Annotated in this window: 29 protein-coding genes and 2 tRNA genes; 18 read left to right on the forward strand and 13 right to left on the reverse strand. The window is 53.5% G+C overall.

The window, feature by feature from the left end; translation table 11 throughout:
- Positions 1-62 precede the first annotated feature (62 nt).
- From CRO08_RS02395 to CRO08_RS02420, 6 genes are all read left to right on the forward strand, one after another.
- Positions 63-1,298, forward strand: coding sequence for a cytosine permease (locus CRO08_RS02395; RefSeq protein WP_097034907.1), 1,236 nt, complete (start codon positions 63-65; stop codon positions 1,296-1,298).
- Between the two features lie 66 nt (positions 1,299-1,364).
- On the forward strand, positions 1,365-2,195 hold the full coding sequence (locus CRO08_RS02400; protein WP_097034908.1) for a pyridoxamine kinase: 831 nt from the start codon (positions 1,365-1,367) through the stop codon (positions 2,193-2,195).
- Positions 2,195-2,854: a TatD family nuclease-associated radical SAM protein gene (locus CRO08_RS02405; RefSeq protein WP_097034909.1), complete on the forward strand. Its 660-nt coding sequence runs from the start codon at positions 2,195-2,197 to the stop codon at positions 2,852-2,854. Before CRO08_RS02400 ends, CRO08_RS02405 begins: the two co-directional genes overlap by 1 nt.
- A 3-nt stretch (positions 2,855-2,857) precedes the next feature.
- Positions 2,858-3,052, forward strand: a complete 195-nt coding sequence (gene thiS / locus CRO08_RS02410; RefSeq protein ID WP_097034910.1) for a sulfur carrier protein ThiS — start codon at positions 2,858-2,860, stop codon at positions 3,050-3,052.
- A gap of 1 nt (position 3,053) precedes the next feature.
- Positions 3,054-3,701 carry a thiamine biosynthesis protein ThiF gene (gene thiF / locus CRO08_RS02415; RefSeq protein WP_097034911.1) on the forward strand — a complete coding sequence of 216 codons (648 nt, stop codon included), beginning with the start codon at positions 3,054-3,056 and terminating at the stop codon, positions 3,699-3,701.
- 109 nt (positions 3,702-3,810) lie between these two features.
- Positions 3,811-4,737 (forward strand): LysR family transcriptional regulator, encoded by a 927-nt coding sequence (locus CRO08_RS02420; protein WP_072812788.1) that lies wholly within the window; start codon positions 3,811-3,813, stop codon positions 4,735-4,737.
- A gap of 78 nt (positions 4,738-4,815) precedes the next feature.
- Here CRO08_RS02420 and CRO08_RS02425 read toward each other — a convergent pair.
- A tRNA-Cys gene (locus CRO08_RS02425) sits at positions 4,816-4,888 on the reverse strand.
- A 73-nt stretch (positions 4,889-4,961) separates the two neighbouring features.
- On the opposite strand from CRO08_RS02425, the gene CRO08_RS02430 reads away from it, so the two are divergent.
- Both CRO08_RS02430 and CRO08_RS02435 read left to right on the forward strand, forming a co-directional pair.
- Complete coding sequence (locus CRO08_RS02430; protein ID WP_255252216.1) at positions 4,962-5,507, forward strand: lysophospholipid acyltransferase family protein; 546 nt, start codon at positions 4,962-4,964, stop codon at positions 5,505-5,507.
- The gene (locus tag CRO08_RS02435; RefSeq protein WP_097034912.1) at positions 5,504-6,151 is read left to right on the forward strand and encodes a PolC-type DNA polymerase III; all 648 of its coding nucleotides are present in this window, start codon (positions 5,504-5,506) and stop codon (positions 6,149-6,151) included. The genes CRO08_RS02430 and CRO08_RS02435 overlap by 4 nt, the downstream gene beginning before the upstream one ends.
- A 106-nt stretch (positions 6,152-6,257) precedes the next feature.
- Here CRO08_RS02435 and rpmB read toward each other — a convergent pair whose 3' ends face one another.
- From rpmB to CRO08_RS02460, 5 genes are all read right to left on the reverse strand, one after another.
- Positions 6,258-6,479 (reverse strand): 50S ribosomal protein L28, encoded by a 222-nt coding sequence (gene rpmB / locus CRO08_RS02440; protein WP_072812793.1) that lies wholly within the window; start codon positions 6,477-6,479, stop codon positions 6,258-6,260.
- A 65-nt stretch (positions 6,480-6,544) separates the two neighbouring features.
- A complete protein-coding gene (gene ispH, locus CRO08_RS02445) occupies positions 6,545-7,477 on the reverse strand; it encodes a 4-hydroxy-3-methylbut-2-enyl diphosphate reductase (protein ID WP_097034913.1) in 933 nt (310 codons plus the stop codon).
- Positions 7,478-8,668, reverse strand: coding sequence for a glycosyltransferase N-terminal domain-containing protein (locus CRO08_RS02450; RefSeq protein WP_097034914.1), 1,191 nt, complete (start codon positions 8,666-8,668; stop codon positions 7,478-7,480). It abuts the gene before it with no gap.
- A 2-nt stretch (positions 8,669-8,670) separates the two neighbouring features.
- Positions 8,671-9,327: an isoprenylcysteine carboxylmethyltransferase family protein gene (locus CRO08_RS02455; RefSeq protein WP_097034915.1), complete on the reverse strand. Its 657-nt coding sequence runs from the start codon at positions 9,325-9,327 to the stop codon at positions 8,671-8,673.
- Positions 9,314-11,062, reverse strand: coding sequence for an ABC transporter ATP-binding protein (locus tag CRO08_RS02460; protein WP_255252217.1), 1,749 nt, complete (start codon positions 11,060-11,062; stop codon positions 9,314-9,316). Before CRO08_RS02460 ends, CRO08_RS02455 begins: the two co-directional genes overlap by 14 nt.
- A 78-nt stretch (positions 11,063-11,140) precedes the next feature.
- On the opposite strand from CRO08_RS02460, the gene CRO08_RS02465 reads away from it, so the two are divergent.
- The 5 genes from CRO08_RS02465 (at position 11,141) to CRO08_RS02485 (ending at position 13,762) form a co-directional block, all read left to right on the forward strand.
- Positions 11,141-11,213 (forward strand) — tRNA-Glu (locus tag CRO08_RS02465).
- Between the two features lie 604 nt (positions 11,214-11,817).
- Positions 11,818-12,822, forward strand: coding sequence for a hypothetical protein (locus CRO08_RS02470; RefSeq protein WP_141398204.1), 1,005 nt, complete (start codon positions 11,818-11,820; stop codon positions 12,820-12,822).
- A 103-nt stretch (positions 12,823-12,925) separates the two neighbouring features.
- Entirely contained in the window at positions 12,926-13,141 is a 216-nt protein-coding gene (locus tag CRO08_RS02475; RefSeq protein ID WP_073116189.1) for a hypothetical protein, read from the forward strand.
- Positions 13,142-13,555 carry a PIN domain-containing protein gene (locus CRO08_RS02480; protein WP_097034917.1) on the forward strand — a complete coding sequence of 138 codons (414 nt, stop codon included), beginning with the start codon at positions 13,142-13,144 and terminating at the stop codon, positions 13,553-13,555. It begins immediately after the preceding gene.
- Positions 13,556-13,558: 3 nt separating this feature from the next.
- On the forward strand, positions 13,559-13,762 hold the full coding sequence (locus CRO08_RS02485) for a hypothetical protein (protein ID WP_097034918.1): 204 nt from the start codon (positions 13,559-13,561) through the stop codon (positions 13,760-13,762).
- Between the two features lie 161 nt (positions 13,763-13,923).
- Here CRO08_RS02485 and CRO08_RS02490 read toward each other — a convergent pair whose 3' ends face one another.
- Both CRO08_RS02490 and CRO08_RS16895 read right to left on the reverse strand, forming a co-directional pair.
- Entirely contained in the window at positions 13,924-15,195 is a 1,272-nt protein-coding gene (locus CRO08_RS02490) for an IS256 family transposase (protein ID WP_097034567.1), read from the reverse strand.
- Positions 15,196-15,237: 42 nt separating this feature from the next.
- Positions 15,238-15,417 carry a hypothetical protein gene (locus CRO08_RS16895; protein ID WP_176495034.1) on the reverse strand — a complete coding sequence of 60 codons (180 nt, stop codon included), beginning with the start codon at positions 15,415-15,417 and terminating at the stop codon, positions 15,238-15,240.
- A 60-nt stretch (positions 15,418-15,477) separates the two neighbouring features.
- On the opposite strand from CRO08_RS16895, the gene CRO08_RS02495 reads away from it, so the two are divergent.
- From CRO08_RS02495 to CRO08_RS02505, 3 genes are read left to right on the forward strand one after another with little or no spacing between them, the layout of a single operon-like run.
- The gene (locus tag CRO08_RS02495) at positions 15,478-15,996 is read left to right on the forward strand and encodes a hypothetical protein (RefSeq protein WP_176495035.1); all 519 of its coding nucleotides are present in this window, start codon (positions 15,478-15,480) and stop codon (positions 15,994-15,996) included.
- Positions 15,993-16,766 carry a hypothetical protein gene (locus CRO08_RS02500; protein ID WP_097034920.1) on the forward strand — a complete coding sequence of 258 codons (774 nt, stop codon included), beginning with the start codon at positions 15,993-15,995 and terminating at the stop codon, positions 16,764-16,766. The genes CRO08_RS02495 and CRO08_RS02500 overlap by 4 nt, the downstream gene beginning before the upstream one ends.
- A gap of 40 nt (positions 16,767-16,806) precedes the next feature.
- Complete coding sequence (locus CRO08_RS02505; RefSeq protein WP_141398205.1) at positions 16,807-17,229, forward strand: hypothetical protein; 423 nt, start codon at positions 16,807-16,809, stop codon at positions 17,227-17,229.
- Between the two features lie 79 nt (positions 17,230-17,308).
- On the opposite strand, the gene CRO08_RS02510 is transcribed toward CRO08_RS02505, so the two are convergent.
- The 5 genes from CRO08_RS02510 to CRO08_RS02530 form a co-directional block, all read right to left on the reverse strand.
- Positions 17,309-18,883 carry a biotin attachment protein gene (locus tag CRO08_RS02510; RefSeq protein WP_097034922.1) on the reverse strand — a complete coding sequence of 525 codons (1,575 nt, stop codon included), beginning with the start codon at positions 18,881-18,883 and terminating at the stop codon, positions 17,309-17,311.
- Between the two features lie 208 nt (positions 18,884-19,091).
- Positions 19,092-20,186, reverse strand: coding sequence for a hypothetical protein (locus tag CRO08_RS02515; RefSeq protein WP_097034923.1), 1,095 nt, complete (start codon positions 20,184-20,186; stop codon positions 19,092-19,094).
- Between the two features lies 1 nt (position 20,187).
- Positions 20,188-22,035: a hypothetical protein gene (locus CRO08_RS02520; protein ID WP_141398206.1), complete on the reverse strand. Its 1,848-nt coding sequence runs from the start codon at positions 22,033-22,035 to the stop codon at positions 20,188-20,190.
- A gap of 29 nt (positions 22,036-22,064) precedes the next feature.
- Entirely contained in the window at positions 22,065-22,889 is an 825-nt protein-coding gene (locus CRO08_RS02525) for a tetratricopeptide repeat protein (RefSeq protein WP_097034925.1), read from the reverse strand.
- A gap of 300 nt (positions 22,890-23,189) precedes the next feature.
- Positions 23,190-23,852, reverse strand: a complete 663-nt coding sequence (locus CRO08_RS02530; protein WP_072812815.1) for a DNA alkylation repair protein — start codon at positions 23,850-23,852, stop codon at positions 23,190-23,192.
- A gap of 147 nt (positions 23,853-23,999) precedes the next feature.
- Here CRO08_RS02530 and CRO08_RS02535 point away from each other — a divergent pair, with 147 nt between their 5' ends.
- The gene (locus CRO08_RS02535) at positions 24,000-24,680 is read left to right on the forward strand and encodes a hypothetical protein (protein ID WP_097034926.1); all 681 of its coding nucleotides are present in this window, start codon (positions 24,000-24,002) and stop codon (positions 24,678-24,680) included.
- Positions 24,681-24,786: 106 nt separating this feature from the next.
- Entirely contained in the window at positions 24,787-26,436 is a 1,650-nt protein-coding gene (locus CRO08_RS02540; RefSeq protein WP_097034927.1) for a sialate O-acetylesterase, read from the forward strand.
- The last annotated feature ends 106 nt before the right edge of the window (positions 26,437-26,542 follow it).

The following is a 26,542-nucleotide window of genomic DNA, read 5'->3' on the forward strand; positions in this document are numbered from 1 at the left end:
ATTGGACGCTCGGAAACGGGCGTTCTATATTTGCGTTCGAAAAAAAACAAGGCAGGTGTAGAATGGAAAAACGTACAGGCTTGTTTACGAATGCCGTCATCTGGTTCGGCGTCGCAGTTTCCGTTTCCGAAATTGAGGCGGGTATAGAAATCGGTGCCGAGGCTGCTCCGGGTTCCCTGTGGTTGCCTCTGGTTCTCGGGCATATCGTCGGCGGAATTTTCCTGTTCTTCGTGGGGCTTATCGGCGCCCGCATCCGGGTGAACGCGATGGAAACAACAGCCTCTGTCTACGGGACATACGGCTCCAAGTTCTTTGCGTCGCTGAACCTTTTCCAGCTGGTGGCGTGGATTGCGGTCTTGAACGCGCAGGGCGCCTCCGTGCTCGCGGGCCTGGACCTTCCGATTTCGTTCCCGTTGACTTGCGTGCTGCTTGCGGTGCTTATCGCACTCTGGGTTTTCGTGGGTCTGCGCCGTTTCGCGAAGGTTACTACCGTCGTGATGGCGGTGCTCGCCGTCTTGCTTGCCGCCTTGACGGTTAAGTTGTTCGGAACGGGCTCGATTTCTGCCGGGGCATCCTCTTCGGGTGCGGATTCCGCGGGCCACGCCCTCGGTTTCTGGAACATCTTTGAAATATCTATGGCCCTGCCTCTCTCGTGGTTGCCCGTGATTTCGGACTACACGAAGGATGTGGAAAAGCCGGTGCGCGCTACGGCGGTTTCTGCCATCGCTTACTCCATCGCCAGTTTCTGGATGTATTTCATCGGGCTTGAAATCGCAAGCGCCGGCGTGGGCAACGACATTGCGAAGGCGATTCTCCTTGCGGGTCTCGGCATCCCGGGCATCATTATCGTAGTGCTCTCTACCGTCACGACGAACTTCCTTGCGGCAAATTCCGCGGGCGAATCGGCGAAGGCGATTGTGCGCAGGCTGAACCCGAAAATCACGGGCGTCGTGGTGAGCGCTATCAGTGCACTCCTCGCGATTTCGGGGATCATGGACCACTACATCAGTTTCCTCTACCTCATCGCTTCGGTCTTTGCACCGATGGCCGCCGTTCTTCTGGTGTCGTTCTACTTCGGGAAGGCCGGCGCAGTTTATACCGGCGAAGAAACTGCTCGCGAAGAAACTGCCCGCGTATCCGGCAAGGCGTTCTGGATTTGGAACCTTTTCGCGTGGCTTGCGGGCTTTGTCGTGTACCAGGTTGCCGTACGCTTGGATTCCGTGCCGCTCGGTCCTACGCTTCTCGCTGTCATCGTATCGGCGGCTCTTGCCTACGCTCGCGTGCTTGTGAAGCGGTAGATTCTATTACTCCACTGCGTTCCGCTCCAGAATGACTTCGCTTTAATTTCTAAATTATAGCCCGCTATGCCACAGAAAAAGATTGCGTTGATCAATGACATCACTGGTTTCGGTCGCTGTTCTGTTGCCGTCATGGCGCCAGTCGTTTCGGCCATGAAAATTCAGGCCGTTGCCGTGCCGACTGCAATCCTTTCGACGCATACGCAGTTCCCCAAGTATTTTTTCGACGATTACACTTCCAAGATGCGCGACTATATCCAGACCTATAAGGATTTGGACATGTCGTTCGATGCAATCGCTACGGGGTTCCTCGGCTCCGAAGAACAGGTCGATATCGTTGTCGATTTTATAAAGACCTTCAAGAAGCAGGGCGTGTTTACGCTGGTCGACCCGGTGATGGGCGACTACGGCAGGCTTTACACCACGTACACGCCGGAACTTTGCGAAAAGATGCGCGCGCTCGTGCATTACGCCGACATCCTCACGCCGAACCTCACGGAACTTTGCTCCCTGATGGGCGTTGATTATCGCGATGGAAAATTCAGCGCCGATGAACTGGAAGGCTTGTGCCGGAAGTTGAGCGAGCGCGGCCCCGAACACATCGTGGTGACGGGAATCCATTATAGCGATAAGCAGATCATGAACTACGTGTACAGCCGCGGCAGTGAGCCCCGCACTATCATGGTGGACCGCATCGGCCGTGACCGGAGCGGGACCGGCGACGTGATAAGCGCCGTGATTGCGGGTATGTACCTGAATGGGCATGGGTTCTATGAATCGGTACTGCGCGCTACGGAATTTGCGTCCAAGTGCATCGAGTATTGCGAACAAAATACCGTCCCCGATCACTGGGGCCTGAGCGTCGAGATGTATCTTCGTGACTTGATGGAGGACTGATGGTTATTTATACGGTTACAGGAAAAGTCGGCCAGGCCGGCTATTTGGATATCGCGAACAGCGGTGATATTGCGGGCAAGAACATCTACGTGAACATGACGAACCGCTGCCCGTGCAGTTGCGTGTTTTGCCTGCGCCAGACCAAGAAGATGATGGAAGGCAATTCGCTCTGGCTCAAGGAAGGTGAACCGAGTGTAGATAAAGTAATGGACCTGTTCGCGCCCTACGACCTTTCCGTTATCAACGACCTGGTTTTTTGCGGGTTCGGCGAACCGCTTGAACGCCTGCACGACGTATGCGAGGTGATTGACCGGCTCAAGGCGAAGTACCCGAACTTGAAGGTCCGCCTCAATACGAACGGGCTTGCAAACCTGATTCATGGCAGGGACGTGACGCCGGAACTCGAAGGCCGTTTCGATACGGTATCCATTTCGCTGAATGCCCCGGATGCCGAGGAATTCCTGGCCTTGACGCGCTCCAAGTTCGGCATACAGTCGTTCGACGCCATCAAGGAATTTGCGGTGCTCGCGAAGGCTCACGTGAAGAACGTGGTCATGACGGTGGTCGAGAAGGTAATGCCCGAAGAAAAGATTGAAGCCTGCCGCAAGATTTGCGAAGAGCTGGGCGTTACGCTTCGCGTGCGTCCGTTCGAGGAATAGTCTATGCTTAAAATCAACGGTGAAAATGTAGATGCGGCCGGAAAGACGCTCGCCCAGTACCTTGTCGAGGCGGGTTATAACCAGGTGCGCATCGCTGTCGAGCGGAACGGGGAAATCGTTCCCAAGGCCAAGTACGGCGAGACGGTGCTTGCGGAAGGCGACTGCGTCGAAGTCGTGAACTTTGTAGGTGGCGGGTAACATGGACTGCCGTCCGGTTCCATCGCGCGAAGAAATCCTTGCCGCCCTCGAGAAGAAGCAGGGGAGCGTTGCTACTGCAAAACTGCAGGCGGCGACGGTCGCTATTTGCGGGCTCGGCGGGCTCGGCTCGAATATCGCTATCTCGCTCGCGCGTTCCGGAATCGGGAAACTCATCCTGATCGATTTCGATACGGTCGATATCACGAACCTGCACCGCCAGCAGTACAAGGCCTCCCAGGTGGGGCTCCCGAAGGCGGAGGCGCTTCTTGCGAACCTGAAGGAAGTTGCGCCCTATGTCCGGTACGAGGTTCACAACGAGAAGGTGACTGCCGAAAATGCGGTGCGCCTGCTTGAAGATGCCGACATCGTGTGTGAGGCGTTCGACAGGGCCGACGCGAAGGCGATGCTCGTGGATGTTGTCCTGGAACAGTTCCCGCAGAAAACGCTTGTCGCTGCGAGTGGTATGGCGGGTTTTGACAGCGGGAACGCGATTCGCACCCGCAAGGTAACGGAGCGCTTCTACCTCTGCGGCGACGGCAAGAGCGACGTGGACCAGGATATCGGACTCACCGCCCCCCGCGTGATGCTCTGCGCTGCACACCAGGCCCTGACTGTCATCCGGCTTATTCTTGGCGAAAAAGACGTTTAAATAACAAAATTAAAAGTTATAGCCCCTTGTTAAAGTGATAGGTTTATTCTATATTTATTCCTATAGTTTCAATAGGAAATGAAAACATAAGCAAGCGAGGTCCATTTTTATGACGCTACAACAACTTCGTTACGCCATCGGCATCGCAGAAACCGGCTCCTTCAACAAGGCTGCCGAGAAACTCTACATTTCGCAACCTTCGCTCACGGCCGCCATCCGCGACCTGGAAGACGAACTGAATATCCTCATATTCAACCGCACGAGCCGCGGTGTCAAGCTCACGAGCGAGGGCGAGGACTTCATTTCGTATGCGCGGGAACTCTACCACCATTATGAAACCGTGCTCGAGAAGTACGGCAAGATTGGCAAGCGCAAGAAAAAGTTCGGCGTGTCTACGCAGCATTACTCCTTCGCGGTCAAGAGCTTCGTCGAAACTGTTAAGTTGTTCGATACCGAGAAGTACGAGTTCGCCATCCGCGAGACCCGCACCAAGGAAGTCATCGAGGATGTGGCCTCGTTCAAGAGCGATATCGGAATCCTCTACCTGAGCGACTTCAACCGCAAGATTATCACGAACCTGCTGAACGCCCGCGACCTCGCGTTCCACAAGCTTATCGACTGCAAGGCGTATGTTTATCTGTGGAAGGGGCACCCGCTTGCGAAAAACAAGTTCATTACGCTCGACGAACTTGCGGAATACCCGTGCCTCTCCTTTGAACAGGGCGACAACAGTTCGTTCTACTTTGCCGAAGAGATCTTGAGTACAAACGAATACAAGCGCACCATCAAGGCGAACGACCGCGCCACCATGCTGAACCTGATGATTGGCCTCAACGGCTACACGCTCTGCTCCGGCATCATCTGCGAAGAACTGAACGGCTCCGACTACCTGGCCGTGCCCTTCAAGGACAAGAGCGAGGAATCGCGCCGCGTCATGGAAATCGGCTACATCGCGAAGCGCAACATGCTGCTTGGCCTGGTGGGCGAGCGCTACGTCGAGGAACTGCAGCGCTACCTCGCGACCTGCTCATCGTAAGTAAAGCAACTAAAATCTTGAAAAGGAAAGCTCGTTTAAAAAAAAGAAAGCCCCGCTCAAATGAGCGGGGTTTTCAAGAGGCAACGATCAGACTCGAACTGATGAATAAGGCTTTTGCAGAGCCGCCCCTTACCAACTTGGGTACGTCGCCGATGTGAGCGCTAATATAGATAATGATTGCGCTTTTGCCAAGAGCAAATGGGCAAAAAAACTAATTTTTGGGCATGTTCGGTGCACTTGGCGTTGATTTTGCGGCATTTGTGTGCAGGCTCTGGATAAAAAGCCTGCGGGTTCGCGTCCATGCGCCGGAAGGCTACGGGCCGGGTATTCTCGGGGTCTGGCACCGCGACCTGCTCGCCTGTGGTGCGGCTTTCCGCGGAATGGGGGTGCACGCGCTTGTCTCGGAATCGCATGACGGGGAATTCCTTGCCCGCACGCTCACGCGCCTCGGGTACACCGTCACCCGCGGGTCCGACACGCGCGGTTCGTTGAACGTGCGTCATCTGCTAAAGACGCTCCGTTCGGGCGGATTTGTAGGCATGGCGCTCGATGGCCCCCGCGGTCCGGCACTCGAAGTCAAACCCGGTTCCCCATGGCTCTCGAAGGCTTCGGGCAGGCCTCTCTGGCAGGTCGACGCCCGCTACGGGGCGCATTTTACGCTCCATACCTGGGATAATTTTGTAGTTCCGCTCCCGATGTCATCTATTGACATCGAAATTAAGTATTTTTGCATTGAAAATTCAGAAAATAGAAAGGAGGTTCAGCCGTGATTACATTGCCGCCAAAATTTGTCGCATTTGACCTGGAAACGACTGGATTGGTAAATACAAAGGACGAAATCATCGAAATCGGTGCGGTCAAGTTCACCGTCGCCGTCGAGGGAAACAAGGTGGTCCCGAAGTTGCTCTCGGAATTCAACATGCTCGTGAATCCCAACATGCTGATTCCCGAGGAGGCCTCCAAGGTGAACCACATTACCGACGACATGGTGAGGGACGCCCCTCCCGTGGGTGAGTGCCTCAAGAAGTTTACCGCCTTCTGCGGCCAGGGCACTATCCTGCTGGCCCACAACGCGAACTTCGACGCGAGCTTCTTGCGCGTGGCGTATGCCAAGAACCCGCAGCTCGTGCCCGTGAACCCCGTGATCGACAGCCTCGTGATGGCGCGTACCATCTTGCCCGAACTCAGCAACCACAAGCTGGGCTTTATGGCGGGCCTGTTCATGAAGCGCGGGGAGTTCACCATGAAGATCGACCCCGCCAAGATGCACCGTGCCGTCTACGACTGCGAGATGCTCATGGAAGTGTTTGTCGCCCTGCTCCGCCGCCGCTTCAAGGAGAAGGACTGGGAAATGGCGAACATCATGGCTAGCCTCGCCAAGTACAAGGGCGTGCCGCAGTTTATCAATAAGTAGTCGCTTTCCGCAAGTCAAGAAAAGGCGCCGAAAGGCGCCTTGCTAAACACACAAAACACCGCCAAAGGGTCACCTTGGCGGTTAAATTTTGCTTTAGAAACGGGAATTAGATTCCGAGTTCCTGGGCGACGGCCTGAATGCCGACCTTGTTGATGGTGCGGAGACCAGCGGCGCTCACGCGGAGGGTCACCCAGCGGTCTTCTTCAGGAATGTAGAAGCGCTTCTTCTGGAGGTTGGGAAGCTGCTTCATCAACTTCTTGCGGTTGGAGTGGGAAACCATGTTGCCCACGAGGCCGGCCTTACCGGTAACTTCACAAATGCGGCTCATAATAAACTCCGTTGTTTTTCGGACACCAATTTTAGATAAAAATCACTGAATTGTCAAGGCTAAAGTTAATCCTGCAGCTCTTTGGGCAGGTTAAACTTGGTCGATTCCAGCAATTTTATGAAATTTTCGGTATTTAGGGGGCTAAAACGGGCTTTTAGCCAGTCCACCACCTCCTGGACCAGGATCTCGGGTGCGCTCGCCCCGCTCGAAATGCCCACGGACTCGATGCCCTCGAACCAGGAGGGGTCGAGGGCGTTCACGCCGGCGATCAGGTGGCTCTTGATGCCCTGCTCCAGCCCCAGTTCCATGAGACGGGTGGAATTCGAGGAGTTCTTCGCCCCCACCACGAGAAGCATGTCGACCTGCTTGCAGAGGTCGAGGACCGCCGCCTGCCGGTTGCCTGTCGCGTAGCACAGGTCGCCCGCGTTCGGGCCGACGATGTTCGGGAATTTCGCCTTGAGGGCCTCGATAATCTTGCGGGTCTCGGCCACGGAGAGCGTCGTCTGGGTAATGTAGGCGAGTTCCTTGCCCTCGGGTACGGAGACCTTCTCGACGTCCTTTTCGTTCTGGATGAGTGTGATGGCGCCTTCGGGGAGTTGCCCGAGCGTGCCTTCCACTTCGGCGTGTCCCGCATGCCCGATAAGGATGATGTGGCGTCCCGCGGCGTAGTGCCTCTTGGCGCTGTAGTGCACCTTGAGCACCAGCGGGCAGCTTGCGTCAAGCACCTTGAGCCCGCGCTTTTCGGCATCGGCATAGATGTGTTCTGCGACTCCGTGGGCAGAGAATATCACGACCGAGCCTTCCGGAACCTCGTCGACCTCGTCGACGAACACGACGCCCTTCTCCTTGAGGGTATCCACCACGAACTTGTTGTGCACTATCTCGTGGCGCACGTAGATGGGGGTGCCGAACTTTTCGATGGCTTTTTCGACCACGTGGATGGCACGGTCGACGCCGGCACAGAACCCACGCGGGGTGGCAAGTACAAGTTTTTTCATTTAGACCGCTCCCTGCGGAATTATACTGCGGATGTATTCGACAAACTGGCGGTAGGAATCCTGGATTTTCGCCTTCTCGTGGGTGAGGAACGTGCTCACGAGTTTCGGGTCGGGAAGGTTCCGCCTCGCGTACCCGGCGGTGGACATGAGCTGCGTCAGCACGCCTTCGCGTACGAGCGCCGCGACGTTTTCTTTTTGCCCGGTAGCGAACGGCCCGATGCAGGTGGCAACGCCCATCTGCAGGGGTTCCCAGAAGTCGTGCACGCCGATCCCGCGGCTGAACGAGCCGCCCACGATTGCGGTGCGGGCCTTGCTGAACACGTCCTTGGTGAGCCCGAAGTGTGTCACTATCGAGACGGTCCCCTTCTGCACGAGCGGCCAGTCCACGACCAGGAGTTCCTGCTCGATGAGCGCCTTGCGGAACGCGTCGACCTCGGTGAGCCTGCGCGGGATGAGCACCACGGATTCCTGCCGCTTGATGGAAGAGACTATCATGCGGCTCAGGCTTGCCCATTCGGCCATGTGCATCGACACGAATACGGTATCGATGGTCGGGTTCTCGTTGCGCGCGATATCCTTGCCTGCCCTAACCCAGGGGAGAATCTTCCAGTCGCCGCCTATCATGGTGTTCTCGATGTTTGCCTTGGAGGCGACGTTCAGGAATCGCGAGAGGTCTCCGCCGGTCTGCATGCTGGCAAACCCGACGGGCGAAAAGTCTATGCCCGGCAGCGAACTGCGGTAGCGGCCCGATACGATGGCGACGGAGGGCTTTACGCCGAGCGTGCGCATTGTCGAGATGTAGCCTGGCCAGAGTTCGTTCTCGGCGAGCACGAGCGCGACGGGCTTGACCTTCTTGGCGAAGGCCTTCATGGCAGTCTGCGTGTCGGCGGGGGCGATGGCTGCCTCGATGTGCGCGCCCGATTCCTGCAGGAACTTGAGCACCTCCACCTTCTGCGTGGTGATGAGAATCCTGGGCAGGCCCGCGATATCCTCTTGCAGGAACTTTGCGAGGTTCAGGAGCATGCGGCATTCCCCGAGGCTTGCCCCGTGCATCCATAGGAAGGGGCCTTCGGGCCAGGGTCCGTTCAGGCGGTCGCCGATATGGAACCGTGTATTTACGGCAGGGACCTTAGCGACTGCCTTGGCGGCAGTGCCAATGGCGAATCGTGCAAAATCAATCGCGTTAAACATGTTTATCTCAGGCCGTGTAGTTTAAGTAGAACGATAATCAAATTAAAAAATACGAACCAGAACCACGTCGATGCATCGGCCTTGAAAGCCTGTAAAACGGTGCGCGCGGGGCTGCCTGTTTCGGGAACGGCCCCGTTTGTTGCGGGTTTTGGACTGCCGCCGGAGTTGCGGCAGAAAAGCGCCTCGATATTCGCGGTGCACATCGGCGTTTTTTTGGCCCAGGCGCGCCAGGTGTCGCCGAACTTTTCTTCGAGGAATCGGTCTTCGGCGCGGGCGAGCGCGTATTCGAAGAGGGCAATCGCAATAATGAAGATGTGGAAGAGCCCGTTCACGCCGAGGTGGAAAAAGATTGCGCCCAGCGCGATGTAGGTGTTCGACGTGTACAGCGGGTGGCGCATGTGCGCGTAGGGCCCTGCGGTAACGAGTACGGCGGCCTCGTGCGTGTTGCCGCGCGTGTGCTGGCCTATAAACTGGCGGGCCCTGATGCGGAGCGCGATGCCCAGGATGTAAAAGAGAAGCGTGCCGATGTAGGGGCCGACTTCCGCCATGCGGGAGTAATTTTGCGGGAAGGGCGCTGCTGGGCAGGCGAGGAGCGCCACGGCGAAAAGCGCGAGGATGTAGCCGCGGAAGCGGTAGAGAATTTCGCTAGCCTTTCGCATGTTCCATCTCCACTACGTTGAAACGGGACTGCGCCGTAGCGCTGAATGGGTCGTGGCTCGCCATGATGACCCACTTGCCGAGGGCGGCTGCGGTATCGAGGAATGCGAGGAGAATGCGTTCGCGGTCGTCGAGCGCGATGGCCGCCATCGGTTCGTCGAGGAGGACGGTGGGCGAGTCACTTGCGAGTGCCCACAGGAGGGCGATGCGGGAGCGTTCCCCGCCCGAAAGGCCTTGCTTTTCGAGCAGGCGGTCGGTACCGGCGGTGCGGGCGAAGCTTGCGAGAAGGTCTGCTTTCGGGATGTTTGTGGGCTTATTGTTGCTTTCGGGTGTCGAACTGCGCTCGGGTTCGGATGAGTTCGCGGGGCTAGGGATGCCCGCAGATTTCACGTTGTTAAGTTGTTCTAGAAGCAGGCGGCGTGGCGGGAGTTCCAGGTCTTGCGGGATAAAGAATACGTTTGCGGGCTGGCCGTTTTTTTCGGGCAGTGACTGCGCGGGTGTATCGCGGGTCGCGGCGTCCCATTCCTCGAGGCCTGCGAGCAGGCGCAGCAGGGTCGATTTCCCGATGCCGTTCTGCCCGCGCAAGAGTACGGGTTTTTCTCTGGACAAAGTAATCCCGAAGTCGTGATAGACCGGCGTCCCGCTCCCCTCGTAGGTGAAGTTTCCATGCGCGATTTCAAGCCCGGCGGCATTTTGTGTGCGAGATGCGCCGGCATCTTGGGCGGCGCCGTTTAAATCTTGATTAGAACCGCGCGGGTCGCCCGCCTCAAGACCGCGCGTATCCTGTTCACACGCCGTCCGCATCGGCAACCTCTCGAATTCCTCCAGCACGTCGCAGGCGCTCGCGGCGGCCCGGAACTGCGGCACGGCGCGGGCGCATTCCTTCACCGGTTTGTAGCAGAGCAACAGCGCCGAGCAGAACAGCACGAGCCCCGTGCCGTCCATCCACCCGCGGGCGATAAGCATCGCACAGAATGCGAGAACCGCGACCATCGCCACCACCGAGAGCGTCTCCATCGCGATGGAAAGCGCGTTCTTGCGGATGCTCGCGTCTAGCCCCTTGCGGTTGAGCATGCCTGCCTCTTCCGAAACCTCGTGGGCGAGGTGCTCGATCTCGGTTCTGCCGCTCCAGTTGCGGTATAGCCTGCGGGCGGTATTCAGCGAAAGCCTAAAATTCGACCGCGCGTACAGGAGCGATTCTTCTTGCGGGCCGAGCGCATGGAGCCTGCGCTGCATCCAGGCGACAAACGGCACCACCGCCGCAAACAGGAACAGCGTGAGCGGCCACGAAATGTACAGGAGCACCGGCAAGAAGATGGCGAGTTGCAAAAGCGCCTGCACCAGCTGGAAATACGCTCCGGCGTTGCTCTGGAGCGAAAGCGTCGCCTCGTAGGCGGCCTCTACCTTCGCATCGCCCGAACCATCATGGAAAAGCCTGGGCGAAAGCCCCCGCAGGGTCCCGAGGAACCATTCCGTCACGCGCTTGCCGGTATTGAACAGGAACGTCTCGGAATTGCGGACCTTCGCGAACATGAACACGAGCCGGAGCGCGGCCAGGAGCCCCATCAGGGCGGCCCATTCCCAGAGGCTGAACGGCGATTGCCCCGAAAGCAGCCCCATGAACGAGCGGATGCCCCACAGCATGCCCGCATCGGCGATGCTGGCCATGAGAGCGAGCGGCAAAAACCGCAAAATCCCGCGAAACAGGGATTTTTTTAGCCTTTTTTCGATGTTCACCCCCAAAAAATACAAAAAAAGTCATTTGGCCCCCTTTACAAAAATCCACGAATAACTATATTTGGCCCTACATAAGACGCCCCTATCGTCTAGTGGCCCAGGACTCGGGATTTTCATTCCCGCAACAGCGGTTCGAAACCGCTTGGGGGTATAAAAGAACCATTCGAAAGAATGGTTCTTTTATTTTGTGGTTGGCCTTGGCGCGAAGCGGCGAGGCCCAACCCAAACAGGTACGAAAAGGAACTCACAGTAGTGAGTTCCTTTTTGTATACCCGGTTGGCTTAGGCAAAGCCTAAGCCCAACCATAAAAGGGTATAAAAGAACCATTCGAAAGAATGGTTCTTTTATTTTATAGTTGGTCCAGGCAAAAAAAGCATTTTGGGGCGAAAATGGGGATAAAAACGCCTCAAATGGCATACTTTAATCCCCAAAATCTTAGTTTGTTTGTACTTCGGGCTTCATAAGAAGCCAAAAAAGGGGATGGAACTACGCAAAAAAAGCATTTTAATCCCCACTGGAGGCTCTTTTTGAGGGGCCAACTCCCTAATTCATACCAAAAACTATTACTTTGTTCTGAAAATTGGGGATTGAAAAGCCTCGAAACATCTCGTTTAATCCCCAATTTCCGCAAAATTGCCCTTTTCGCACGACATTTTCCCGAAAAAAGTCCAATCCGTGGCCCCGTCGGTCGATTTTTCCACGGAATAGGTTATATTTATAAGGAACTGCAATCTTTGTAATTAAGATGTTTGCGTATGACGAAACTCTCTAAAATTAGACAGACAAAACTAGGCAAATTCATCTTTGCTATTGGTTGCCTATTTCCCGTAGGCATAGTGTTTCTTATTATGCTGCTCTTCGCGTACGTTGATATTCACGAAAAGTGGATAAATGATTGGACTTCGTCTTCTTTTGAAATGGAAAAAAATACGGTCGAGACGGATTTTTATTTTGAAAGTGCCGTAATTGAGGATGAAAAAAAAGTCACTATATTTGGAACAAAGAATAGACTTAGAAGCGATAATAACAAACCCGTCGTTTTGCAAACAACGGATGGTGGTAAAAATTGGAAGAAGACTGAAATCGACTTGGATTTTCATGCAGCCTCTTTTGATCGTATTGATGATTGCGTTTATATGGTCGGTTCCATTGATAGCGGCGATTCTGCAATCAGTCCGGTTTATGTTCCTAATGGAAATTTTGAAAAATGGGAATACGTTGGAATGGCGGAATCACCTAAATTAGGATTATACTATCTAAACAAAGACGAGTCATCGGAAAAGATGGCTTTGCTAGAAAGAAACGCCCACCAAGAATATTTTGATGAACGCCTTTGCAGTAGTGATGGGCGAACGTATGCCCATAATGATAGAAATTGGATTATTTGCGGTGACAACAAAACGAAAGAGGTCCGTATTTTACATAAATTAGGAAATGAGTATAGAGTGCATAGCCGTTTTTCGTATAAATGGCATTGGGGAATTGGGGCCGTTTATGATTTGGAACCGTCTGACTTCTATGCTAAGGCTGACGTGATGGCGGGAATTCTTCAATTTCAGGTGAGCACATTTCAGATGATTCACTACCTGTATTATAGCATTGATGGTGGAAAAACGTGGCAGAACGAGAAAATGCCTGTTTTCGCATTTGAACGTTTGGCTGTAACGGAAGATAAAATTGTTGTTCTTGGCTTTGACAAGTTTTACAAGCAAAAACGGGGAGAAGCCACCATTCTCACGATGCCGATACCGAAAAATTAACGGATTGTCCGCAGCAGGTAAATTTTTACTCCATATTGCAACGCCATTCGCTTGCTTTTCGGCAAAGAAAAGAGTATATTTAAGATAGACAAGAGGTTCAATTATGTCGGATACAGCTTTTGCAGAACTCGAATCTCAGGTGGAAGAACTCCCCCTGTTTCAGATCGTAGTCCTTCGGCAAAAGTTGGACCGCATTCTGGAACGCAAAAAGTCAGCGACTAACGTGGCCGCTGGTCTTGCCCTGCTTGACGAATTCGCTGGTTCAGTAGAACGCGAAATTGACTACAAGAAAGAACGCGAAGAAAGCAGGGATTTCTAAATGAATCTGCTGATAGATTCAAATGTCATTCTTGACATGGTTCAACATCGTGAACCGTTTTTTCGCGAGTCAAAAGAAATCATCGCAGAATGTATCAGGCAGAGCCATTTCGGTTTTGTGACGGCGCATTCCCTTTGCGACATCTACTACATCCTCCGCAAGGATATGTCTGCCGAGCAAAGGTTGAAACTGGTAAATATGTTCTGCCAGTTCTTTACTGTTATTCCGGAAACTGCTTCGGATTTCGCGGCTGTCACAGAAAATCCGGATACCGAAGATTTGGAAGATGGTTTGCAACAACAGTGCGCCGCCCGTTTAAATCTCGATTACATCGTTACGCGAAATATTGACGATTTCGGGACATCCGCCGTTCCTGCCATTGAACCCGGGCAATTCCTGTCTAAATTTTTCTAGTATATGAACAAGATGGAAAACTCTGCCAAATGGTCAAAAGAACGCTTTGATGCGGAACTCGAGAAAGGCTACAATGATATGCTGAACGGTCGTGTTACGCCTTGGAACGACGTGTATGCTAAACTCTCCAAAGCCATCTCCGAAATCAATAACGGAGCACCGGTCGTCGATGCAGAAAAATTCATCAAGGGTTTGATGAATTCATAACCCCTGATAAGCAAAAAAATCCTCTGCGGGGGATGTGTTGTCGCGGCCTCGCCGGTTACCTTTTCCGCGGAATAGGTTATATTTATAAACTAGGTTTATTGAGCAAGGACAGAATTTGTCCCTTTTTTAGTTGAAAATCCAGGTCTCCAACTGGTGTAAATCTAGGCTATTAGCGCTTCATTGTCAAGTAATTTCATGCTCTTTTCCCGAAGTTTTTCGACAAGTTCGGGGATTTCCGCATAGCCGTCCAACCGTCTCCAGTTCTTTTCGCGGTGGAGGACCTCAGCGGCCATCCAGCGTTTGAACATTCCAATGTCCCTGTAGCGCTTCACGTTCTTCTCGATGGCGTCGAGACCGTTGAAGGTGGACTCGATTATGTTGGTCGTTATGAGCGACTTGCGCAGGAGCGCGGGGATGCCCAGCCGGTGGACCGTAAGCAGCCTCTCGCCGCCCTCGGAAAGCGATTTGGCGGCACTCGTGTTTATGCCTTCGAGCCACTCGTGGACCTTGAGAAGTTCCCTTCTCGCGTCCTCGTAGCCCACCATCCCGATGGCGTTGTTGTAGCGCCTGTCGAACTCGGCCCGGTACATCTCGGGCAGATGGGACTCGACGTTGCGCCTCTTGTGGATCACGCAGCGCTGGTGCTTGAGGTCCTTGCCGAAGCGGTCCTTGAGGGCGCGGTTGAGGCCCGTCCCGCCGTCGGTCACGAAGATGATGTCGGGGTGCAGGGCGAGGCCCCTGCTCTCCATGTCGGAAAGGAACGAACGGCACATTTCGGTGTTTTCCGAACTGCCCTGCCAGAGGCCAAGCACGCGCTTGTAGCCTTCCGCGTCAACGCCTATGGCGGCCATCACGACCTCGCCGCAGCGATGCATTGCGTCCATGAAGACGGCAACCGCCTCGAAGTCCTCCAGCCTGCGCTCGTTCAGTTCCTTCAGTTTCCTTGTGCATGCGGCAACGACCTTGCGCGACACCGACGACTTGCTTACGCCGAACGCCTCCCCGGCAGTCGAGAACACATCCTCGTAACGCCTCCCGGACAGGCCTGAGAGGCATGCGTGCAGCAGGTGCTCGGAGAACGCGTCGGGGTCTTTCAGACGGGCGTAGATACGCGATTTGACCTCGCCGTTTTCGTCCCTGAGCCTGGGTACGCGCACCTTCGCCTTGCCACCCGCGATGTACACGGAACCACCCTGGCTGGACCACTTCTTGAAGCCCTTCCTGGGGTGGTATGCTGCACCGCCGAGCTGTTCCCTTTCGGCCAGGAGTATCGCCTCCACGAGCCTTGCGCCCATCTCCCTCGACAGCGCGTCAAGGCAGCTTTTCCCCTGTTCGGCAAGGTCGGCCAGAACCACCCCGACACTGGTCGAAATGTCGATTTCTTCGCGGCGGACGATTGACAGTTTGGGGGTTCTTTTTGTACTTTTCATCATGGTGGTTATCCTCTTGCTTGGTGTTTTTTTGCTGAACCAAATTTACAAGTTGGAGACCACCTTTTTCTTTTTGGTTGCAGAAATTTCAACTAACTTTGGGGCATCTTCCAAGGACAAGCCTAAATGAAAAAAGCCGATTGTAAAGCGTTTTCCAGAAAAACTGTATAAGCTTTCGCCATAGTTTTTATGGTTGCCTTGATGCTTGGCTTTCTTTTGGGCCAACAGACAAACCTCGATTCTTCAAAAAATAAAATACAGACGCCTTCGATTAATTTATCGAGTGTGGCGGAAAATAAGATTGATTCTGTTAAAGTTCAAAAAACGGATGTCCAGTGTTTCGTCGAAGCCTTGATTATTTCGATTTATCCGAACACAGCCCTTCGCTTGAATAATTGCAAAACAGCCCATGTTGATGTTATGGAAAATGGATTCAAAAAAATGGTGGCTAAAGATAATGACAAGAATGTTTTAAAAGCCTTGAAAGATTATTCTCGCTCAAATGTGGAATTGGGAAATTTTGATTTTTTTATTAGCATGTTGATATATCAATTGTCTCTTGAAAATGGAACAATAGCAGGCGATTCAAAAAATTGGATTCTATTTCCATATAATCTATTGAACCCCTATGCATCTTTATATCCAGAAGCATATTATTATTCTGCTCTTGGCAATCTTTACGGATATAAACCATCAAAAGATGATTGTGAAAAGGCTTTATATTTTTACGGTAAATACCGTAGCTCTGGAGGAAATATTGAAATTAAATTTGAGGACATCTGTAAGGATTTTGATCAAGAATGACCCTATACAAAGGCATGACAGTAAACGAGCGCCTGTTTTTAAGCGGACGGATGGATGAATTTGACGCACTGGTTCGTGCCAAAGATGTCAATGGGTTAAAAGCTCTTCTTAAAGATGTTGAAATTACTGACGAATCGTCAATGCGTGCGATAATTGAATCGCTCGGCTTGGAATATATGCCCCGTCAAAAAGAAACTCGCTGTGCTAAACGGAAATGGATCAAATTCCTTTTTCTGCTTGTGCCGTTGTGTCTTGTCGTGCTGTTGATGGCCTTCTCGAATGCTCTTTTAAACTGTTGGATGCTCTTGATTGAGCCTAATTACATCATTCCAAAAGAATCGAATATCTTCCAATTTGATGTGAACCAGATGAACGAGGGCTCCGGTGACTGGTGGATATATGGTCAAGACAATAAAAACTACTATTACTATATCGGCCACGACTCATTGCCGTATATTACTTTTTCGAATGGTGCCGCTCAAATATGTAGTGGCTTCGATAAATTGAACGTTAATACATGGTGTGGTAAAATTACCGAAGCATTCAAAAGCAGGGACACGACCGTCACCTACGCAGAACTTTTCGACGATGGGTATCATGCTCTCCTGTATCGTTCCAACTATCCTGATGCGCTGTTTTTTGTCAAATTATCAGATTCATCTTTATATGAAGTGGATAGCATTGTAGATTTCTATGAAGACTTTACGGTATATCAATCAGAAACGGATTTGAAAAAAAAACAGACGAGATGTATTGAAAAAAATATATGAAGACATAATGGGATATCAATCAGAAACGGATTTCAAAAAAATGGACAACGAAAACCGGCTTAGAAAAATGATTGATTATGGAATGATTGTAGATCCTATAATGAATCGCTTTGCGGGGGAATTATTTATTGTTGATGATGATGGTATTTATGAATTATCGTTGTCTAGACGAACATTCAAAAGAGTAATTCACTATCACATGGCCTTAGATATATTTGAAACTTGTAGCGACAGTATGATTTGGAGGCTTCCAAATCCACAAAAAAGTATTTCCTCATCAGCTATTAGAGTATCTTTCCAAGACAGTAGTTTCTTTGAACTGAAGCCGAATGGCATGTTGAATATCCAGGTTGTTGACAGTAACAGTTGCTTAAAAGTGAAAGGCGAATACAATCAAGTCCGTTATAATTACGCAGAAGGCAAAAAATGTAATGCAAGTATTCCTTTGTGCGAGCCGTTCTAATAGGGCGTAAACATAATTCTTCGCTATAACAAAAAGAAGCCCCGCGTCAACGGAGCTCCCTTTAATTTGTCTATAAGACTTACTTGAGCGTGCTGACCTGCACGTCCCAGCTCTGGTTGCCAAGGGCGATGCGGTAGGTGCTTGCAGCACCGGCCTTCATGTTCTTGGTGTCCACGGCCGGAGCGGCGTTCGGGTCCTTCTTCGGCACGCCAATGTGGCGGTTGCCCTTGAGGAATTCGATGCCCTTGTTGCCAGCCTTCGTCTGGAGGCAGCCCGTGATGAAGATGGTCTCGTCGGTAACCGGCAGGCCATTTTCTTCGAGGAGCTTCTTCGCAGCCGGGATGCCCGGTTCGAGGATTTCTTCGGCGCACTGGATGCCCGGATAGGCTTCCTTGAACGGCTTCATGTTGAACTGGTCGGCGGCGATCTTCACGAGCTCCGGATCCGGTTCGCACGGGGTCTTGCCCTGGTAGCCGAGGAGCATCTTGCCGTAGCCTTCCGTCATCTTGAACCACGTACCGCGGCCTGCAGCCTGGTTCAGGGTGTTCATGTAGGCCTGCTGGAAGTAGAACTGGGAAACCGGCGTCACGGAAGAGGCAAAGCCACCGCGGCGGACGCATTCACTCATGTTCTCGATAACCTTCGGGAACAGGTGGAAGGTCTTGGTTTCACGCATCATGAGGGTGTTGGCGGTAAGAGCGCCACCCGGCATGGGGCTGAAGATCACGTCGGTGGTAATCTGGCGTGCTTCAGGCGGGAAGTTATAGTCCTTGAGGCATTCAACGGCGACGTTGTTCGCTTCCATGAGTTCCGGAATGTGATCGTCGACGATGCTGTCTTCACCGAGGGCGAGCTTGTATTCCGTGCCCTTGAGGGCGTGGAACATGGAGAACAGGTCGGGCTGAGCCGTACCGCCAGAGAGCGGCTTGCGGCCGAGGTCGACGCCATCGGCGCCACCTTCGATAGCGGCCTTGTACTGGGCCACACCGGTACCGCAGGTGTCATGGCTGTGGATGCGGAGTTCCACCTTGTCGCCGAGGAGCTTGCGGGCGCGCTTGAAGGTCTCGTACACCTTGGTCGGGTTCGTGGTACCGGAAGCGTCCTTGAAGCACACAGATGCGAACGGAACGCCCGCGTCCAGGATGTTGCGGAGGATGCGTTCGTAGAATTCCGGGTTGTGGGCGGCGTTGAGGTCGCATCCCGGAGGAAGTTCCATCATGGTCACAACGACTTCGTGTTCCAGACCGGCGTCGGTGATGCACTTGCCGGAGTAGATGAGGTTGTTCACGTCGTTGAGGGCGTCAAAGTTACGGATGCGGGTCATGCCGTGCTTCTTGAACATGTCGGCATGGAGCTTGATCATGTCGCGCGGCTGCGGGGCGAGGGCCACCACGTTGATACCGCGGGCGAGGGTCTGCAGGCGGACGTTCGGGCCCACAACGCGACGGAATTCGTCCATCATGTCGAAGGCGTCTTCGCCGCAGTTCTGGTAAAGGGCCTGGAAACGGGCGCCACCACCAGCTTCAAAGTGGGTGATGCCGGCCTTGCAGGCAGCTTCGACGGCGGGCATGAAGTCCTTCGCGAAGACACGGGCACCGAAAATAGACTGGAAACCATCGCGGAACGAGGTGTCCTGGAACTTGATCTTTTTCATAGTGTTTCCTTGTGGGATAAATCCCTTGTTTTACTGTACAATAAAATACGGGCGAAAAGATAGAAATAGTTGCTAGTTACTGGTTATTCGTTACTAGGAAATGAGGGAAAAATGGGCTGGAAAAGGGCGCTAGTAGACCTAAAATGATGATTATTATATTTATAATAATTGTCTTTATAATAATTGCTTTTATAATAAGCCTGCTGGCCTACATCTCGGACGTTCCGACCCGCAGGAGCACGTTCAGGGTGGCGTACCAGTTGTACCCGGTAATGTTGAGGTCGGTATCCCCGAAGGTGGCGACGCCTATGCGTGCGCCGAGGCCGAAGATTTTAGGCGCGGCATTGCCTCCACCGAAATACTTGGCGCCCATAATGCCCGTGGTGTACCCGTACGAATAGAAGTCGTCCATGGTGCGCCCGAACTTTTCCTTGTACTTCTCGTCGGTCTTGCTGTCGATTTCGAGGGCGTGGAGCCTGAGCCCGCCAAAGACTGCAAGGTCGTAGTCGTAAGAGGTGAACACGTTGACCTTGAAAAGGGCCTCGACGGTGGTGTACGAGATGTCCTTCTTGGAATAGGTGTAGCCATCCTGTACCACATCTTCCTTGAGGCCCCGCTGGAAGATTCCCCCGATATGGAAGTCCACGCAGTACCTTCCGTAAATGCAGTAGCCTACGTTCATGTCGACCGAGGGCGCATTCTTGATAATATCGTCTGCACCGTTGCTAAAGATGTTCGCTCCGATGCCGAATCCCAATAGCAGGCGGCCATTATGGAGTTCTTCTGCTTCGGTTTTTATGTGGTAGATTTTTTTCAGGTAATTGAGTTGTTTTTCATCCGTAATCTTGGAAAGTTGAATTTGTGCGTAACGCCTGTCTACGTTGCCGAAAAATGCGTCGTAGACGACAACCCTGATGAACGCGGCATCCCCTTCGGGGAGTTTTGCCAGGTCCTGTTCCCAGGCGTCGCTATTGAGGTATGCAAAGACGTTCTTGAAAAACTCTGTCCGTTCTGCGTTCCACTGGTACTGGCTAGCGTACCGGTATGCTATTTGGGATTTTTCTGCGGCATCCCTTACGGAGTCGGCATCCGCGAGAAACTTGAAGTCCTTGTTGAGCAGGTGTTCCCCGATAGCCTCGTCGAATAGCGGGACTCTCGGGGTGTTGTTCGCAACCGTGCGGAACGACTCCTTCGGGAATTCCTCGCCGCCCCAGCCCCAGTTCTCTTCGCTGGCGGCATCTTGTGCAAGGGCGTGCGTGAACGATATCGCGAGAATTAGGAAGGGAATGAATCGCATCGTCATTTTACTCCCCGTATTTCTTGAGGCTGCTTCCGTAACCCTGGATGACTAGGCTCAGGGTCGCATAGAAGTTACCGCCGTCAGCGTTCTTGAGAAGGCTTGTCGCGTAGCCGCTGTAGCCGGCCAGCAGCCGGAGGCCAAGGCGGGCGTGCCCCTTGTTTATGGCTCGCTTGTCGTTCACGTCGTCGTACTTGATGCCGCTAAAGTATACATCCAGGGCCGTCGAGACATTGTACCTGCAGGTGGTCTCGTCTTCAAGTTCGTCCTTCGAATCGGGGGAATCCTTCACCCTGATATCGGTAAAGATGAGAGACGGACCTGCCATAATGCGGTGCTCAAAATACTTTGTCCTGAATGTCCTGAGACCAACGGAAAAATCCATGTACATCGCATTCGCGAACGTGGTGTCGGTCAGGTTCTTACTAACCATGCTGTGCATGGAGTACCCGATGTCGAACCGCTTGTACGTGAAGGTGAGCCACATGTAGAAAGTCAAGTCGGTGGGGAAGTAGTCGCGCGCGTCCCCTAGCGGGAGGCTTAGCCCGGCACCTACGCCGACTTGTGCCGTCAGGTTGCTCTGGGTGATTTCCTTGTAGTAGTTCTTGAGCACAAATTCGCGCTGTTCCACCTTCTTGATGCTGTCGACGTTCGCCTTTATTACCGTGTTCAACGTATCCTGGTTTGCAGAAAGCGATGCGACGATGATTCGCCAGAAGGCCCTTTCTCCGGAAGGCAGGTCTGCAATGACATTCTCGAATTTTCCGGACTGGTGCATGGCCTTGAGGGAATCGCGAAGCATTACATATATCAGGCCGTCGTTCGATCTGTTGTCAAGGGAAGTGGATATGCAATCCAGGTTGCCTTGCAGGTTGTCGTCGTATGTGCCCAGGTAGAAGTTCATGAATTGGCGCGTCTGGCAACTGAGATTCAGTACCGGGCCGATGACGAACGATCCCTCTGCCTTGACAGAGAAGGAGTCGAGCAGGGTGACGGTTTTCCGGAGAACGTCCTTGTTGCCCTCTACAAGAGCCTGCTGTATGCGGGCCATGTAGATGGGCGACATGTTCTTGATGACTTCCACGACGAATGCCTGCGGTACGAAAGTCCCGCGCCTGCTTGCAAACGCATCGAGGGAATCGAACTTTTTCTCGTCGACAATCGTGGAATTACCGTTGCTCGTGAATATCCTATCGAAGTTCGAGTAGGTCTTGATGGCGGACCTGTTCGCCCGTAGGCCAATCGGGTCGGTGACCACATATACGCCCCTCCGGACAAAAATCCGCCGGGTGTATGTCTTCTGGCTATCTGCCGGTGCGATCCACTTCTTTGTACCGCGGTCATAGACCTTCTTCACGTCGTAGGTCAACTTGAGCAAGGCGTAGTCAATGTCCGGGGCTACCGCACGGAAGGTGGTCTGCAGGTCCTTCGGCGAGGACTCGAGCCTTGCATTTATGGTGTCGATATGCGGCATGGCCCATGCGGCAAAGCGTTCCTTGTCTTGCTCGCTGGTGCTGTCGCCAAAGACGGTGTTGCCGTATTTGCTGTGCTGGAATTGCTCTATCTGTTGCCGCTCGAGCTCCGATCGGGACTGCTGCGTGTACGGGCTCAGGTATGCCTCGATGTCGAATTTCTCGATGGAGCCGTAGAACACGAAGGAGGTGTCGCGGTCGAGTTCCACCTGCAGGGTCGTGTTGACGGAATCGGGCAGTTGGTATATGAGGGAGGAGTCTGCGAGGTCTTCGCAGGGCTTGGCATCGAACATGCAGTTAAGGCTTCCTTCTGCGAATACGTTCCCGGTGCCCGCAAGTAGCAGCATTGCCGCGAGAAAACGTACTATACCCAATTTACCCATGACTCCTCCTTGCCTCGCCCTCAAGCAGGCTAAATGAACATCATCGTGTTGAGCTTGGCGCGGTATTTCCACGTGAGTTCGTGCTTGGGCCCGAGCACACCGAACAAGGTAAGCATCGCCTTCTTTGCGGCGCCGTCGTTCCATTCGGGTGCCTCTACGAACAAGTTAAGGAACGCCTGGAGTGCGCTTTCGAATTCTTCGGCACAGGCGAGCTTGCAGGCCTCGTGGTACACGATGGCTTCCTTGCCCTGTACGTCCTTCTTCGCGGCTTCGGCGTGGAAGTCGAGGAGTTCCAGCAGGGATTTCGCCTCGCGGTACTGGTCGTCGCCCTCGTTGAACTTCTGGAGCACGGCTTTCGCCTTCTCGGTGTCGCCCATGCCGAGGCTCGCCTTCGCCCACAATAACTGCAACTTCTTATCGTCGGGGGTCTTCGCGAGGGCCTCGTCGAGCATCGGGAGCGCCTGGTCAAAGTTCTTCTGGGCAATCGCATCTTCGAGGGCGGTCTGGAACCGGGCCTCGTCCGAGATAAAGAACTTCTCGAGTCGCTTCTTCAGGTCGGCTTCGGGCAACACGCCTGCGATGACATCTGCAATCTGGCCCTTGTCCACCACGTGCACCTCCGGCACGGACTGCACGCGGAACGCCTGGATGAGCTGCATGTTTTCGCGCTCGTCGCAACTCACCACCCCGAGGGTGAAGTCCATGCTGGTGGAAAGCTGGCCCATCAACTGCGAGTAGGGGGCGCAGTCAGGGTATTCTGCGGAGGAAAAAAGCACCGCGACGGCGCGGGTCTCGGAGGCCTGGATGACCTCGGTCTCAAAATTTTCTGCGGTAATCTGTACTACTTTAGCCATGCTATATAATATAGATAAACAAACTGTATGGGAAACTTTAATATTTCTCCATTTTTAATGTATATTAATGGCATGAGTTGGGAATGCAAATACTTGCGCGAGACGTTTTGCGATAAGCGGAAACAGGAATGCTGCCCGGGAGCGAAGGGCTGCGTGCTTGAAGGGCGGTTTGTGTTTCCCTTGCGCACAGACGTACCCGAGAAAAGTCCGAAGAAAAAAGACTAGGCATATAAAAAAGATCCCCGCCTACGCGGGGATGACTGCGGAATATTTGTGCGGGCGCCTTCGGCGCTTTCTTTATTATATAAGTCTGAGAATTTCCTGGGTGGTTTGCTCGGCGAAACTGTTGTCTTGCACGAAGCGGCGCACTTCGGTGGGGTTGATGCGCGCGTATTCCGACAGCGCGCGCCCGATTCCGTTCCTGATATAATAGTCGTCTTCCTTCGCGCAGGTGAGGCAGAACTGCCTAAGCAGGGGCCAGTCGGTACGGTCCTTGTACTGCACCTGGAAAATGATGGCGCTGCGCCTTACCCAGATGTTCGGGTCGCGGATCCAAGAGGTAATCTTGGTGCGGAGAGCCGGGAGGCGGAGGGCGAGGTCGCCCAGGATGCAAGATGCAAGGATGTCGACCGTATCGCGCCAGGCGCGGGTCTTGATCAACTTCTTGAGGAAGTTGAGGTGCTGGCCACCGAGCATTTCCTTATGGCGGAAGAGGTAGTCGCAAGCGGCATACTGTATTTCGCGATAAGGCTGCGACCACATGTCTTCGACCCGGGTGACTAGCTCGGTATCGTTTTTGGGCGGGTTCTTATCGAAAATAGGGTAGGTGACTTCGCGGCGGGGGACAAGACGGACTCCAAGAAAATCGAACTGTTCGCGCGTCTTTTTGGACATCTCGTGAGCTTCTTCCTCGTTCGCGATGGCACGTAGTGCGAGTAGTATATCTTGCGTGAATCTTAACATGACCCCACAAAAATAGTCCTAAAAAAAATATTTTTCTAGACCTTGACAAAACTTTTTTTCATTTTTTTTTAAATTTTCTCTGCAATTTTGCAAAAAAATGACAAAAATTACTCTTGACAAGCGAAAAAATTGATTTTTTGGGGCTATATGGGTACTGAAAAAACGGTTTTTGACAGTGGGGTTATCGAGGTTCCGCCGGAGCTTCGGGGCCCTTCCAATGAAGAAATCCTGCAAAAAGAGGGGCGTGAAGACACCCCCAGGCGTCGCAGGGCGGCTGCCAGGCCCTCCAAGCGTGAACGCATGGACAAAAAACTCGGGATTTCGCGTGCGGAGATGTCGAAAATTGCCGCAAATTACGCCGAAAACGCCAAAAAGAGGGCCCCGCGCGTAGAAAAGAGTCGTTACGCGAGTTTTTCAGCTTCTGTAAAGCCTGCGGGCGATTTTCCGGCACAGGCGCCCTCCCGCCCGGCATCGAAGCTTTCCGTGGCCCGCAAGAAGCTGGAATCGCTGTTTACCTCGGTTACCCGCAGGCCGGTGGAACCCGAAACCCCTCGGGTCGAGCCCAAGCCGGAAGCCCCGAAGGCTGTTGCCCCGGCTGTCCCGCCCTCGGGCCGCGTGCTTCGTGGTTCCTTCGGGGCAAAACCCAGCGAGACCACTAAGGCGCAGGTGTATTCCGCGGCTGAACTGAGCCGCATCCGCATGGAAGAACGTGCCAAGAAAATCCGTGCCGAACTTGCCCGCAGGAACGGCCCCGGCCCCCTCGTGGATGCCGAAGGCCAGCCCGTAAAGCGCCCGCGTGGCCGCCCCCGCAAGAACCCTCTGCCGTAAATAAATCTTTGCGTTCTTGTTGACTTTTTGTCCATAAAAACACCCCTTTTTGATGAAATTTCCGCCTTTTTCGGAGGTAATTTTAGAGAAGACAAAGGAGTGTGTTATGGATGTGAAAAAGTATTCCGAGATTCTGACTATCGCGCTGTGGCTCGTGGGCGGAATTTTAATGCTTGCGACGGTCGCTACTGCGGCCCCGAACCCCAATTTCCATATTTATATTGCCTACGGGCAGTCCAACATGGCGGGTAACGGCGATATCGTTCCTTCCGAAGACCAGGACAAGTACAAGGAAAAGTTCCTGATGCTCGCCTCGCATAACGCAAACGCGAGCCAGCGCAGCGGCAAGACGAATCAGTCCATCAAGACTGGCGAGTGGTACACCGCGATTCCCCCGATGTTCCACCCGTTCGAGAACCTCTCTCCGGCCGACTACTTTGGCCGCGCGATGGTCGATTCCCTCCCGGGCGTGACCGTGGGCATTATCCCGGTGGCAATTGGTGCGGTGAGCATTCGCGCATTTGACAAGGACCAGTACGAGAGTTATTTCAAGGGTGACGGCAAGGACATCATGAGCTGGGGCTGGCCCAAGGATTATGACAACAACCCTCCGGGACGCATCCTGGAACTCGCCAAGAAGGCTAAGGAAGTGGGCGTCATCAAGGGCTTCATCTTCCACCAGGGCGAAAGTGACGGTACCGACGACAACTGGCGCCGCACCGTCTACAAGACCTACAAGGACATTATCGACGCGCTCGATCTCGACGAGAACGAAGTCCCGTTCGTGGCGGGCGAGTTGCTGCAGGAAGGTAACAACTGCTGCGGAAGCAAGAATGGCGGCATTGCCCAGCTCAAGAACAACTTCAAGAAGTTCGGGCTTGCATCCTCGAAGGGCCTGCAGGGCAACGGCAAGGACCCGTACCACTTTGGCCGTGCGGGCGTGATTGAACTCGGCAGGCGTTACTGCTCCGAGATGCTCAAGCTTATCGACAAGACTATTGACCCGGATGCTCCTCCTGTAAACCTGGTGGACCCGAGCCAGTCTACGGTTCCCGACGAGCCTCCCGAGGAATATGGCCCGTATACCGACCCGATCGAAATCCCGGGCAAGGTGCAGGCCGAGAACTACAACAAGGGCGGTGCAGGTGTTGCCTACTACGACCTGAACAAGGGTAACGAGGGTGGCAAGCTCCGCAAGGACGACGTGGACATTTACCAGCCGAACATGGGCATTGTCGTGGGTTACAACCAGAAGGGCGAATGGCTCAAGTACACCGTGAACGTGGCTGCCGATGGCGAATACGAGATTTCTGCCAACGTGGCGGGCGAGAACGGAACCGGTAGTTTGACGCTTTACATGGATGACCAGCCTATCGGTACCGAGATGGCCAATACCGGAAACGGCTTTGATGCGTTCGAAGTTGTAAGCGGCGGCAAGGCCACGCTTACCAAGGGCGAACACGAGCTGAAGCTCGAGATTACCAACGACTGGATTGACATCGACTACGTGGAATTCAAGGCGGTGTCGACTACAGGAATCAAGGATGTCCGCTTCAGCATGACCGAAGCCGAGAGCAACTTTGAACTGTTCGACCTTCGCGGCAACCGCGTGGCTCGCTTTAGTGCAAGCGGCATGGCTAGCGCGATGGATTACGTGAAGTCGGGTGCGCTCAAGGTTCGCGGCGGCGTGTACATGCTCCGCGGCAACACGGCAAACGGGATGGTTTCCAGGAAGGTTGGCGTTTATGCAAAGTAGTGAAATCAGGATTGTGAAGCAGATAGTCTTCTTTATGGTGATTGCCGTTTCCCTCGGCTTCATCTACGGATAGTCTTCTCCTAATCATATATCGGGCCCCGGCTAA

This window comes from Fibrobacter sp. UWT3 (assembly GCF_900230125.1).
Classification (GTDB): domain Bacteria; phylum Fibrobacterota; class Fibrobacteria; order Fibrobacterales; family Fibrobacteraceae; genus Fibrobacter.

What these genes read in the sequence shown, in the direction of transcription:
- CRO08_RS02515 (WP_097034923.1), bottom strand. Translation starts at nt 20,186, where the DNA reads ATGACGATGCGATTCATTCCCTTCCTAATTCTCGCGATATCGTTCACG.
- CRO08_RS02470 (WP_141398204.1), top strand. Translation starts at nt 11,818, where the DNA reads ATGACGAAACTCTCTAAAATTAGACAGACAAAACTAGGCAAATTCATC.
- CRO08_RS02520 (WP_141398206.1), bottom strand. Translation starts at nt 22,035, where the DNA reads ATGGGTAAATTGGGTATAGTACGTTTTCTCGCGGCAATGCTGCTACTT.
- thiS (WP_097034910.1), top strand. Translation starts at nt 2,858, where the DNA reads ATGCTTAAAATCAACGGTGAAAATGTAGATGCGGCCGGAAAGACGCTC.
- CRO08_RS02525 (WP_097034925.1), bottom strand. Translation starts at nt 22,889, where the DNA reads ATGGCTAAAGTAGTACAGATTACCGCAGAAAATTTTGAGACCGAGGTC.
- CRO08_RS02505 (WP_141398205.1), top strand. Translation starts at nt 16,807, where the DNA reads ATGGACAACGAAAACCGGCTTAGAAAAATGATTGATTATGGAATGATT.
- CRO08_RS02485 (WP_097034918.1), top strand. Translation starts at nt 13,559, where the DNA reads ATGAACAAGATGGAAAACTCTGCCAAATGGTCAAAAGAACGCTTTGAT.
- CRO08_RS02500 (WP_097034920.1), top strand. Translation starts at nt 15,993, where the DNA reads ATGACCCTATACAAAGGCATGACAGTAAACGAGCGCCTGTTTTTAAGC.
- CRO08_RS02430 (WP_255252216.1), top strand. Translation starts at nt 4,962, where the DNA reads ATGTTCGGTGCACTTGGCGTTGATTTTGCGGCATTTGTGTGCAGGCTC.
- CRO08_RS02475 (WP_073116189.1), top strand. Translation starts at nt 12,926, where the DNA reads ATGTCGGATACAGCTTTTGCAGAACTCGAATCTCAGGTGGAAGAACTC.
- ispH (WP_097034913.1), bottom strand. Translation starts at nt 7,477, where the DNA reads ATGAAAAAACTTGTACTTGCCACCCCGCGTGGGTTCTGTGCCGGCGTC.
- CRO08_RS02400 (WP_097034908.1), top strand. Translation starts at nt 1,365, where the DNA reads ATGCCACAGAAAAAGATTGCGTTGATCAATGACATCACTGGTTTCGGT.
- CRO08_RS02395 (WP_097034907.1), top strand. Translation starts at nt 63, where the DNA reads ATGGAAAAACGTACAGGCTTGTTTACGAATGCCGTCATCTGGTTCGGC.
- CRO08_RS02455 (WP_097034915.1), bottom strand. Translation starts at nt 9,327, where the DNA reads ATGCGAAAGGCTAGCGAAATTCTCTACCGCTTCCGCGGCTACATCCTC.
- rpmB (WP_072812793.1), bottom strand. Translation starts at nt 6,479, where the DNA reads ATGAGCCGCATTTGTGAAGTTACCGGTAAGGCCGGCCTCGTGGGCAAC.
- CRO08_RS02510 (WP_097034922.1), bottom strand. Translation starts at nt 18,883, where the DNA reads ATGAAAAAGATCAAGTTCCAGGACACCTCGTTCCGCGATGGTTTCCAG.
- CRO08_RS02480 (WP_097034917.1), top strand. Translation starts at nt 13,142, where the DNA reads ATGAATCTGCTGATAGATTCAAATGTCATTCTTGACATGGTTCAACAT.
- CRO08_RS02450 (WP_097034914.1), bottom strand. Translation starts at nt 8,668, where the DNA reads ATGTTTAACGCGATTGATTTTGCACGATTCGCCATTGGCACTGCCGCC.
- thiF (WP_097034911.1), top strand. Translation starts at nt 3,054, where the DNA reads ATGGACTGCCGTCCGGTTCCATCGCGCGAAGAAATCCTTGCCGCCCTC.
- CRO08_RS02405 (WP_097034909.1), top strand. Translation starts at nt 2,195, where the DNA reads ATGGTTATTTATACGGTTACAGGAAAAGTCGGCCAGGCCGGCTATTTG.
- CRO08_RS02535 (WP_097034926.1), top strand. Translation starts at nt 24,000, where the DNA reads ATGGGTACTGAAAAAACGGTTTTTGACAGTGGGGTTATCGAGGTTCCG.
- CRO08_RS02540 (WP_097034927.1), top strand. Translation starts at nt 24,787, where the DNA reads ATGGATGTGAAAAAGTATTCCGAGATTCTGACTATCGCGCTGTGGCTC.
- CRO08_RS02530 (WP_072812815.1), bottom strand. Translation starts at nt 23,852, where the DNA reads ATGTTAAGATTCACGCAAGATATACTACTCGCACTACGTGCCATCGCG.
- CRO08_RS02420 (WP_072812788.1), top strand. Translation starts at nt 3,811, where the DNA reads ATGACGCTACAACAACTTCGTTACGCCATCGGCATCGCAGAAACCGGC.
- CRO08_RS02490 (WP_097034567.1), bottom strand. Translation starts at nt 15,195, where the DNA reads ATGATGAAAAGTACAAAAAGAACCCCCAAACTGTCAATCGTCCGCCGC.